Genomic DNA, 11,199 nt, shown 5'->3' on the forward strand with positions numbered 1-11,199 from the left:
AAGAGAGGTGACTGGTTCACATGCCGCACGATGATCAGAAGGGAAGCCGTTTGAGCTTGCTGTTATTTTATTTTCTGGCTTTTTTATTGCTGTGGGAGTGGCTCAGGCCGCTTGACAGTTTTACTGAAACGAAACATACAGGCTTTTTTAGTGTCTTTATCGGCTTGACGTTTCTGCTGACTTTTTTCAGGATGAGGTGGTTTGTCACCGTTCCTTTTTGTGTCATATTTACATTGATCTCGATACATATCCTGTTTTATCAAGGATCTATATTCGACTTGAGCTGGGTCAGCTCTTTTTTGCAGGATGTCTATCTGAATATCACGCTGATTCAATCTGGGCAATGGAATGACATGATTCCTTCATTTCGGACCCTGCTGTTTTTTGTGCTGCTGTGGCTGCTGGTCTATCTCCTGCATTATTGGGTGATTTACCAGAGAAGAATTTTGTTTTTCTTTTTGATGACAGTAGCGTATATTACGATTCTTGATACCTTTACGCCATATGATGCCACTTTTGCCGTCATCCGTATCGTGCTGATCGGCTTCTTTATGCTGGGCCTTTTATACTTGGAACGCATTAAGCTGATGGAAAGAATCACACTGCCAAAAACATCTGTCCTGAAATGGTTTCTTCCTTTATCTGTATTGGTTTTGGCTGCAACGGTATTCGGACTCGCCGCTCCAAAATCAGAGCCGGCCTGGCCTGATCCGGTGCCTTTTCTTAAAAAAATCACTCATCAAGACCGCGTGTCTGCAGGGGAAAGCAAAATCGGATACGGGAATCATGATGAATCACTCGGCGGCCCGTTCCAGCAGGATGCTACACCTGTTTTTACATGGCAGGGAAAAGAGCGTACGTATTTCCGTGTGGAAACGAAGGACACGTATACCGGAAAAGGCTGGATTGAAACAGACACAGGCATGTCGTATCAGCTTAGCAATGGAAAAGTTGAAAATCTGTGGTTTGACCATAAGGTTGCGACAGAGCGCCGCACCGTCCGTGTAAAAGTCGATAAGCACTACGGGTATAACCATCTGATGTATCCGATTGGTGCGGAAACCATTCAGCCAAAGCAGGCTGTCTCACTTGAAATGAACGGCAACACGGAGCAAATTTCTCCGATCAGTGAACAAGCCGGTGAAATCAGAAATATGGGAAATTATACTGTAACGTACAATTCCCCGGTCTATAAGCTTGATGAACTGAGAAAGGTAAAAGTGAGAAAAAACAGTGAGGAGTACACATTCAGCGATCGCTACATGCAGCTTCCAGATTCACTGCCAGAGCGGGTGAGAACCCTTGCGATCAAACTGACTCAGGATCACGACAATATGTTTGATAAGGTGAAAGCGGTTGAGGACTATTTAGGGTCAAATGCGTTCACATATGAAACAGAAAACGTGACCATTCCGAAGAATGATGAGGATTATGTCGATCAATTTCTCTTTGAAACGAAAATGGGTTATTGTGATAACTTTTCTTCCGCCATGGTGGTGCTCTTGCGCTCGGCCGGCATTCCGGCCCGCTGGGTAAAGGGTTATACGTCCGGCGAATACAAAGAAGCAGGAAACAAAAATGGCAGCATCTACGAAGTGACAAATAACAATGCCCATTCCTGGGTAGAGGTGTATTTTCCGGAACAGGGCTGGGTTACATTTGAGCCGACTAAAGGGTTTACAAATCCGGCTGAATTTACTTCTTCTGACACAAAGGACTCCGGCAGCGATAACAGCAGCTCGCCGAAGAAAGCAAAAGAGAAACAGAAAGAAGAGAAAAAACAGCCGCAAAAAGAGGAAAAACAAAAGGAAAAGCGGGAGCCAGCTGTTTCTAAAAAGCCGTCCGCTTCACATACCAATGCCGGTGCGGGCTTGTATGCAGCGCTTGCGGTTCTTGCAGTCCTCCTGGTGGCAGCTGTATGGCTGTATGTTTTCCGCTCGTTATGGATTCCTGTTTTCGCCGTGAGGAAATTGAAGCGGCGCAGCGATCAGCACGCGTTTTTTGAGGCATATGACGCGCTGCTGAAACAACTGAAGAGAAAAGGGCTGCCGAAACGAGGCAGTGAAACGCTGCGTGATTATGCAAAACGAATCGATGAAAAATACGACATAGAAGACATGTCAAAGCTGACATTAAGCTATGAAAGGGCGCTTTACAGAAATGAAGATTCTTCAGCGCTTTGGAATGATTCCAGAGAGTTATGGGAAAATTTAATTAAAAGAAGATGGTCTTGACCGCTTATCAACGTGTTGTTAGAATTAGTGAATATTATCGGAGTCTGGGAGCGAGTTGGCCTGACTCCGGCAAACGGCCTTGCCAAAGAGGGCGGAGCGAGCTTCATATCTGTCCTCGTTTTTTTCTGTGTCAAAAAACTTAGAGGAGATTAGGTGACAACCATGACAAAGTTAGTGAATGAAATGATTCTTGTCCTTGATTTCGGCAGTCAGTATAACCAGCTGATTACACGCCGTATCCGTGAATTCGGTGTTTACAGCGAGCTGCATCCACATACATTGACGGCTGAAGAAATTAAAAAAATGAATCCAAAAGGAATTATTTTATCCGGCGGTCCAAACAGTGTGTATGATGAAAACTCTTTCCGCTGTGACGAGAAAATCTTCGAGCTTGATATTCCTGTTTTGGGAATTTGCTACGGCATGCAGCTGATGACTCATTACCTTGGCGGTAAAGTTGAAGCGGCAAGCCAGCGTGAATACGGAAAAGCAAACATCCGCATCGAAGGCACACCTGATTTGTTCAAAGATCTTCCAAACGAACAAGTGGTTTGGATGAGCCACGGCGATTTGGTTGTAGAAGTTCCTGAAGGCTTCACTGTTGACGCGACAAGCCATCACTGCCCGAACTCAGCAATGAGCAAAGCGGACAAAAAATGGTATGGCGTTCAGTTCCACCCGGAAGTGCGCCACTCTGAATACGGCAATGATCTTCTGAAAAACTTTGTATTCGGTGTTTGCGAATGCGAAGGCGAATGGTCAATGGAGAACTTTATCGAAATCGAAATGCAAAAAATCCGTGAAACGGTCGGAGACAAACAGGTTCTTTGCGCGCTAAGCGGCGGCGTTGATTCCTCTGTTGTTGCTGTTTTGATTCATAAAGCGATCGGCGACCAGCTGACTTGTATCTTTGTAGACCATGGTCTTCTCCGTAAAGGTGAAGCTGAGGGTGTTATGAAAACATTCAGCGAAGGCTTTAACATGAATGTGATTAAAGTAGACGCAAAAGATCGATTCTTAAACAAACTAAAAGGCGTTTCTGATCCTGAACAAAAACGCAAAATCATCGGTAATGAATTCATTTACGTGTTTGATGATGAAGCGGACAAGCTCAAAGGCATCGACTACCTTGCACAAGGTACGCTTTACACAGATATCATCGAGAGCGGTACAGCAACGGCGCAAACGATCAAATCTCACCACAATGTCGGCGGACTTCCTGAAGACATGCAGTTTGAGCTGATCGAGCCGTTAAACACGCTCTTCAAAGACGAAGTGCGCGCGCTTGGCACAGAGCTCGGCATTCCGGATGAAATCGTATGGCGTCAGCCGTTCCCAGGACCGGGCCTCGGAATCCGTGTTCTTGGCGAAGTAACAGAAGAAAAACTTGAAATCGTTCGTGAATCAGATGCAATTTTGCGTGAAGAAATTGCAAATCACGGCTTAGAGCGTGATATCTGGCAATACTTCACTGTTCTTCCTGACATCCGCAGCGTTGGTGTTATGGGTGACGCAAGAACATATGATTACACAATCGGAATCCGTGCCGTTACATCAATCGACGGCATGACATCTGACTGGGCGCGTATCCCGTGGGATGTGCTTGAAGTCATTTCGACACGTATCGTAAACGAAGTGAAGCACATTAACCGCGTGGTGTACGATATTACAAGTAAGCCGCCTGCGACGATTGAGTGGGAGTAAGAATCAATTAATGGAAACCATCTTTTTGGCAATTTTGCCGGGAAGATGGTTTTATTTGTTTATTACGAACAAAATTCGATTTTGCGTGACTATTGTTCGCTTTTTGTATTGTTTTTTCAAAATGAAGTTGGTACAATAGACACAGAAATCAAATAAGATGAATTCGTATAATCGCGGGAATATGGCTCGCAAGTCTCTACCAAGCTACCGTAAATGGCTTGACTACGTAAACATTTCTTTCGTTTGATATAAATAAAACACGTTTATTTATTCGAACTGAAATCCGACTGTAGTCAAGCGTCCCAAAATGTATTGGGGCGCTTTTTATTTGGCGTTTTCAGGACAGAATAAATAGCAAAGAGTGAAGGGAGTCAAATAGCTTGAAAACGTTTTTTCAGTTTGATGAGCTGGGCACCAGCTATCGCAATGAAATCATTGGCGGATTAACGACTTTTTTATCTATGGCATATATTCTGTTCGTCAATCCGATTACGCTTGCTTTGGAGAGCGTGAAAGATTTTCCGGAGGCGCTGAGAATTGACCAGGGTGCGGTCTTTACGGCGACAGCGCTGGCGTCTGCAGCAGGCTGTATCTTAATGGGAGTAATAGCGAGATATCCGATTGCCATCGCGCCGGGTATGGGGCTGAACGCGTTTTTTGCGTTTTCTGTTGTCCTTGGTATGGGCATTTCATGGCAGGCAGCTTTGTCTGGTGTCTTTATTTCAGGTCTTATTTTCGTTGCTCTTTCTTTAACAGGTTTTCGTGAAAAAATCATCAACGCCATTCCGCCTGAGCTGAAATTGGCAGTCGGTGCGGGGATCGGCCTGTTTATTACATTCGTTGGTTTGCAAGGCTCAGGAATCATTACTGCAAATCCTTCTACGCTCGTCACGATCGGAAACATTCACAGCGGTCCTGTGCTGTTAACGATTTTCGGTGTGATTGTCACGGTTATTTTAATGGTGCTTCGCGTGAACGCAGGCGTGTTTATCGGGATGCTGTTAACAGCGGTTGCCGGCATGATTTTCGGTTTGGTTCCGGTTCCGACTCAAATTGTCGGCAGTGTGCCGAGCCTTGCGCCGACTTTCGGACAAGCGTGGATTCACCTCCCGGATATTTTCTCCGTACAAATGCTGATCGTTATTTTAACATTCTTGTTTGTCGGATTTTTTGATACAGCTGGTACACTTGTTGCTGTGGCGACACAAGCTGGTTTAATGAAGGAAAATAAATTGCCGCGTGCGGGCCGTGCGCTTTTAGCTGATTCATCTTCTATTGTGATCGGTGCCGTGCTTGGTACGTCTACAACAACTTCTTATGTGGAATCAAGCTCAGGTGTCGCTGCTGGTGCCCGTTCAGGGTTTGCCGCAATTGTAACAGGGATTCTCTTTTTACTGGCTACGTTTTTCTCGCCGCTCCTATCAGTCGTTACATCAAATGTAACAGCTCCGGCGCTTATTATTGTTGGTGCATTGATGGTGGCGCCGCTTGGCAAAATCGCTTGGGATAAGTTCGAAGTGGCCGTTCCTGCTTTCCTTACCATGATCATGATGCCGTTAACGTACAGCATCGCGACTGGTATTGCCATCGGATTTATTTTCTATCCGATTACAATGGTGTGCAAAGGAAAAGCAAAAGAGGTTCATCCAATCATGTACGGGCTGTTTGTCGTATTTATCCTGTACTTTATCTTCTTAAAATAAGAATTGAAAAACCAGCTGCACCGGCAGCTGGTTTTTTTGTTGCAAAAGATAAAACCATTTCATACGATATACCGTCATGTAGATGTGCCGCCATGCTTTACTTAAATGGAAATGACTTGACTGTTCAGGAAGGCTTCGGTACCTTATATAAGTGTTTTATTTTCTTGCTGAATGGTATTCCGCCGTATTTTTTTGATAGGAGTTGCTGACATGACGGAAGAAAGAAAAGAAACGTTTGAAGAAGAAATTAACCAGAGTGAAAGAATAGATGCAGATGAAGAACCGCTATCGAGAATGTCCAGAAAGGCGAGCCGGCAAAGCAAGCAGAAGCAAAAACAAAAGCAGAAACCGCGCCAGGAACGCGGTGAATCAGCTGTTAAAGACAAGCTTGCGTCTGTTTGGGCAGCCATCAACAGATATTGCGGTTTTGCGTTCTCGATTTTAAAATCACCGGCGAAAACTGTCGTAACGGATGGTTTTTCTCATTATAAGTACGGTCTGATTTCAATGCTTATATTCAGTATCATTTTTTCAATTGGGAATTGGTTTCAGTTAAAGGCAAGCTGGAATCGGCCGCTCGGTTTCGGAGAACGCCATCATGCTTTCTATGACGGGTTTTTAGTTGTTCTTGTGTATTTGCTGATCTTTTTCGCGGTAATGGTCTTTGCTATATGGGCTGTCTCCCGCTATATGATGAAGCAGAAGGTGACGTTCAGAGAAGCGGCTGCCGTATTGGGTTCATTGCTTGTACCGGTAATTGCTGTTTCAATCCTTTGGCTGATCTTTGCGATCGTGAATATCCCAATGCTGACAGTACTGTTTACGGTGCTGATCTTGTTTTCCATCTTTTTTATCATCGCGCTGTATGTACAGCGTGTGTACCAGGCGGCACAAGATGCACCAATTGATTATATCTATTGTGTATTTGCAGTGGTTGCGATAGCGCTGCTGTTTACGGCGGTGACTTGGCCGTTTATTTCTGAATATTTTACGGCGTCGCTGATTCCGCTTTAATGAAAAAACCGGCTAATCCTAGCCGGTTTTTTTATGTCACACTTTTTACAAATATATCTAAAAAACATAGTTGATTTGTAGGATTAACCCGTGTATGATGGGGAAAATGCTGAAAACGTCCAGCGCAAAAACCTTTATGTTTAAGGAGGATGATGGACATGGCTGATGTGCTTCGCCGAGCAATTAACCAAAAGAAGCAATTTTTAAAAACCAAATTACTGCTCTCGGAATTTTATCAAGGAAGAGGGGAACAGCTTGCTGACTACACGCTGAGTGAGCTTGAGAAAGAATACAAGTCCCTTCAGAAAATGAAAAAAGAGATCTGACAATAGATATAAAGAGGTGAGTCTGCTGAAAAGCGGGCTTTTTTGTTTTGATTTTGAAAAGGCGAGAAAGAGGGTAAACTACTACTGTTCAACGCATAAAAGTATGTCGAAATATTTTGCTTAAGCTTACGGGCGAAGCTGATTGTAAACGGCTCATTTCTCTAGTAGAATATGAATGCTTTGTGCAAGCTGAAGAGTAGGGGGATGAATAAAATGATGCAAACCATCTTATCAAATGGGATAGCCATGGTTCTCATAATTCTCATTATTAATATTGTCTATGTGTCATTTTTTACGATAAGAATGATTTTAACGCTGAAAGGACAGCGTTATTTAGCGGCCGGCATCAGTACGATTGAAATACTGGTTTATGTGACAGGGCTGAGTCTGGTGCTCGATAACTTAGACCAGATTCAAAATGTGATCGCGTACGCGCTCGGTTACGGTCTTGGCGTAATTGTCGGCATGAAAATAGAAGAAAAATTGGCGCTTGGCTATATTATGGTCAATGTGATTACGAAGGAGCTCGATCTTGATCTTCCGAAGCAGCTCCGTGAAAAAGGTTACGGCGTGACAAATTGGGTGGCAGGCGGGCTTGAAGGCGACCGCACAGCCCTTCAGATCCTGACGCCGAGAAAATATGAACTCCAGCTATATGATACGATTAAAACACTTGATTCAAAAGCCTTTATTATTGCGTACGAACCAAAAACAATCCACGGCGGCTTCTGGGTCAAAGCGGTGAAGAAGAGGAGAATTAAAGAATAATGGCAAAGCCGAAGAAGAAAAAGTTTGAAGTGACAGAGCAGCAAACGATTGATGCGGTGCTTCAGCAAATGAAAGAAGAAGGATATCTGCCTGTAAGGCGAATGGAAGAGCCTATTTTTATGGAAAAAAAGGAAAATGGGTCAATTCAGATCGTTCCGTGCGGGAAAAAAATCGTATTTGAAGGGAAATTGATCTAAAACACGAACATTAGTAGAATGAATTTTTGTATCGTTCGATAATATCGTTGACATTATCCATGTCCGTTGTTAAGATAAACATGAAATCAAAACACGACCTCATATAATCTTGGGAATATGGCCCATAAGTTTCTACCCGGCAACCGTAAATTGCCGGACTATGCAGGAAAGTGATCGATAAAACTGACATGGATATATCGCAGAAGCGAACGACTGACGATACATGTACCATGCCCGGTTTGTATTGCTTCCTCATAAGTGCAATGCAGAGCGGGTATTTTTTATTTTCTGAAAACTAAAGCATTAGAAGGTGGGGAACAGAATGCAGCCGCTAGTAGGAATCATCATGGGAAGCACTTCCGATTGGGAGACAATGAAACACGCATGCGACATACTTGACGAACTCAATGTTCCGTACGAAAAAAAGGTCGTTTCCGCTCACCGGACGCCTGATTTCATGTTTGAATATGCTGAAACTGCTAGAGAAAGAGGCATCAAGGTGATCATTGCCGGTGCCGGAGGAGCGGCGCATCTGCCAGGGATGACGGCTGCGAAAACAACACTGCCAGTCATTGGAGTTCCGGTTCAGTCCAAGGCGCTGAACGGAATGGATTCGCTTCTTTCCATCGTCCAAATGCCTGGAGGCGTGCCTGTTGCGACAACATCCATCGGCAAAGCGGGTGCTGTGAACGCAGGCCTGTTAGCGGCGCAAATTTTGTCAGCTTTTGACGAAGACCTTGCCCGTAAGCTGGATGAGAGAAGAGAAAATACAAAACAGACAGTGTTAGAAAGCAGTGATCAGCTTGTCTAAACAAATCATCTATCCGGGAGCTGTAATCGGCATTATCGGCGGCGGCCAGCTTGGGAAAATGATGGCTGTGTCCGCCAAACAAATGGGGTATAAAGTCGCGGTCGTTGATCCGGTGAAAGATTCGCCGTGCGGGCAGGTTGCGGATGTCGAAATTACCGCTCATTATAATGACCGTGAAGCGATTCGAAAATTGGCTGAAATCAGCGATATCATCACATATGAGTTTGAAAACATCGACTATGATGCGCTGCATTGGCTAAAAGATCATGCGTATCTCCCGCAAGGAAGTGAGCTGCTGCTCATTACCCAAAACCGTGAAACAGAGAAAAAAGCAATTCAAGCCGCGGGCTGTGAAGTCGCACCGTACAGCATCGTCAAAACAAAGGATGAACTGAAACAGGCGGTACAGGAGCTTGGGCTTCCGGCAGTGCTGAAAACATGCCGCGGCGGGTACGACGGCAAAGGCCAATTTGTGATAAAAGAAGAGGCGCAAATGGAGCAGGCAGCCGGTCTGTTAGAACACGGAACTTGCATTCTTGAAAGCTGGGTTTCTTTTGAAATGGAACTGTCGGTGATCGTCGTCAGATCGGTAAACGGTGAAATTTCAACATTTCCGACAGCTGAAAACATTCACCACAACAATATTCTTTTCCAAAGCATCGTGCCCGCACGGGTAGAGAAAGGGATTCAGCAGAAGGCTGCTGATCTCGCAGGTAAGCTTGCAGATGAGCTTAACCTTATCGGACCGCTTGCTGTTGAGATGTTCCTGACAGAGGACGGAGAGCTTTTGGTCAATGAACTCGCGCCAAGACCGCACAATTCTGGGCATTATACGCTGGACCTTTGCGAGACGAGCCAGTTTGAGCAGCATATCAGAGCGGTATGCGGGCTTCCGCTTGGGAAGACAGATTTGCTGAAGCCGGGCATGATGGTGAACCTTCTCGGCGATGAAGTGAAGCTTGTTGAGGAAGACCCGGAGCTTTTAAAAGAGGCAAAGCTATATATATACGGAAAACATGAAATCAAAAAAGGCCGCAAAATGGGGCATATTACATTTATGAAGCAGCCTGAAGACGAATGGATTCAGGGGATCACAAATAAATGGATGAATAGAGACGGAGGACAAGCAGAATGATCGAACGTTATTCAAGACCTGAAATGTCCGCGATTTGGACGGATGAAAACAGATTTCAAGCATGGCTGGAGGTAGAGATTCTTGCCTGTGAAGCGTGGGCGGAGCTTGGCGTCATTCCAAAAGAAGACGTAAAGCTGATGCGCGAGAACGCGTCATTTGACATCAACCGCATTTTAGAAATCGAACAGGACACGCGTCATGACGTTGTCGCTTTTACACGCGCCGTTTCCGAATCACTGGGCGAAGAAAGAAAATGGGTGCACTACGGATTAACGTCAACTGACGTTGTTGATACGGCCCTTTCCTACTTATTAAAACAGGCAAACGATATTCTGCTCAAGGATCTTGAGAGATTTGTTGACATTATAAAAGAAAAAGCGAAAGAACATAAATACACAGTCATGATGGGGCGCACGCACGGCGTACACGCTGAGCCTACAACTTTCGGCTTAAAACTTGCGCTTTGGCATGAAGAAATGAAACGTAATCTTGAGCGCTTCAAACAAGCGAAAGCAGGCATTGAGGTTGGAAAGATTTCCGGCGCTGTCGGCACATATGCGAACATTGATCCATTTGTTGAGCAATATGTCTGTGAGAAGCTCGGATTGAAAGCTGCACCGATTTCCACTCAAACCCTTCAGCGTGACCGCCATGCTGACTATATGGCAACACTTGCTTTGATCGCGACAAGCATCGAGAAATTTGCTGTGGAAATCCGCGGACTGCAAAAGAGTGAAACACGTGAAGTTGAGGAATTTTTCGCGAAAGGGCAAAAGGGTTCATCTGCAATGCCGCATAAACGAAATCCGATTGGCTCTGAAAACATGACAGGCATGGCGCGCGTGATCCGCGGCTACATGATGACAGCTTACGAAAATGTTCCATTATGGCATGAGCGCGATATTTCTCATTCTTCAGCAGAACGGATTATTCTTCCGGATGCGACAATTGCGCTGAACTACATGCTGAACCGCTTCTCCAACATCGTGAAGAACTTAACGGTCTTCCCGGAAAACATGAAGCGCAACATGGACCGCACTCTCGGCCTTATCTATTCTCAGCGTGTGCTGCTTGCTTTGATTGACACAGGCCTTACACGTGAAGAAGCCTATGATACAGTTCAGCCGAAGGCAATGGAAGCGTGGGAAAAACAAGTGCCGTTCCGCGAGCTTGTGGAAGCGGAAGAGAAAATCACGTCACGTCTTTCTCCGGAAAAAATTGCTGACTGCTTTGATTACAATTACCATCTGAAAAATGTTGATCTGATCTTTGAACGTTTAGGTTTAGCATAGAAGAAGCTTTTAGCG

10 protein-coding genes and 2 riboswitches are annotated in these 11,199 nt (G+C 44.9%); all 10 genes read left to right on the forward strand.

Annotated elements, in window-relative coordinates; translation table 11 throughout:
- Positions 1 to 20: 20 nt before the first annotated feature.
- The 10 genes from MHH79_RS03500 (at position 21) to purB (ending at position 11,184) form a co-directional block, all read left to right on the forward strand.
- A complete protein-coding gene (locus MHH79_RS03500) occupies positions 21 to 2,234 on the forward strand; it encodes a transglutaminaseTgpA domain-containing protein (RefSeq protein WP_340034989.1) in 2,214 nt (737 codons plus the stop codon).
- A 162-nt stretch (positions 2,235 to 2,396) separates the two neighbouring features.
- Positions 2,397 to 3,938 carry a glutamine-hydrolyzing GMP synthase gene (guaA, locus tag MHH79_RS03505; protein ID WP_003233970.1) on the forward strand — a complete coding sequence of 514 codons (1,542 nt, stop codon included), beginning with the start codon at positions 2,397 to 2,399 and terminating at the stop codon, positions 3,936 to 3,938.
- Positions 3,939 to 4,081: 143 nt separating this feature from the next.
- A riboswitch (purine riboswitch) is annotated at positions 4,082 to 4,183 on the forward strand.
- Positions 4,184 to 4,318: 135 nt separating this feature from the next.
- Positions 4,319 to 5,641: a hypoxanthine/guanine permease PbuG gene (gene pbuG, locus MHH79_RS03510; protein ID WP_063335611.1), complete on the forward strand. Its 1,323-nt coding sequence runs from the start codon at positions 4,319 to 4,321 to the stop codon at positions 5,639 to 5,641.
- 210 nt (positions 5,642 to 5,851) lie between these two features.
- A complete protein-coding gene (locus MHH79_RS03515; protein WP_063335612.1) occupies positions 5,852 to 6,655 on the forward strand; it encodes a hypothetical protein in 804 nt (267 codons plus the stop codon).
- Positions 6,656 to 6,813: 158 nt separating this feature from the next.
- Positions 6,814 to 6,981: a Fur-regulated basic protein FbpA gene (locus MHH79_RS03520; protein ID WP_003244066.1), complete on the forward strand. Its 168-nt coding sequence runs from the start codon at positions 6,814 to 6,816 to the stop codon at positions 6,979 to 6,981.
- Between the two features lie 213 nt (positions 6,982 to 7,194).
- A complete protein-coding gene (locus MHH79_RS03525; protein ID WP_015482896.1) occupies positions 7,195 to 7,749 on the forward strand; it encodes a DUF5698 domain-containing protein in 555 nt (184 codons plus the stop codon).
- Complete coding sequence (locus tag MHH79_RS03530; RefSeq protein WP_003219403.1) at positions 7,749 to 7,946, forward strand: NETI motif-containing protein; 198 nt, start codon at positions 7,749 to 7,751, stop codon at positions 7,944 to 7,946. Before MHH79_RS03525 ends, MHH79_RS03530 begins: the two co-directional genes overlap by 1 nt.
- Before the next feature lie 79 nt (positions 7,947 to 8,025).
- Positions 8,026 to 8,127, forward strand: a riboswitch (purine riboswitch).
- A 141-nt stretch (positions 8,128 to 8,268) separates the two neighbouring features.
- The gene (gene purE, locus MHH79_RS03535) at positions 8,269 to 8,757 is read left to right on the forward strand and encodes a 5-(carboxyamino)imidazole ribonucleotide mutase (protein WP_003244134.1); all 489 of its coding nucleotides are present in this window, start codon (positions 8,269 to 8,271) and stop codon (positions 8,755 to 8,757) included.
- Positions 8,750 to 9,892: a 5-(carboxyamino)imidazole ribonucleotide synthase gene (gene purK, locus MHH79_RS03540; protein WP_251218269.1), complete on the forward strand. Its 1,143-nt coding sequence runs from the start codon at positions 8,750 to 8,752 to the stop codon at positions 9,890 to 9,892. Before purE ends, purK begins: the two co-directional genes overlap by 8 nt.
- Complete coding sequence (gene purB / locus MHH79_RS03545) at positions 9,889 to 11,184, forward strand: adenylosuccinate lyase (RefSeq protein WP_029726598.1); 1,296 nt, start codon at positions 9,889 to 9,891, stop codon at positions 11,182 to 11,184. The genes purK and purB overlap by 4 nt, the downstream gene beginning before the upstream one ends.
- Positions 11,185 to 11,199: the final 15 nt, after the last annotated feature.

It is taken from the genome of Bacillus sp. FSL K6-0993 (assembly GCF_037977205.1).
In the GTDB taxonomy this organism is placed as follows: domain Bacteria; phylum Bacillota; class Bacilli; order Bacillales; family Bacillaceae; genus Bacillus; species Bacillus subtilis.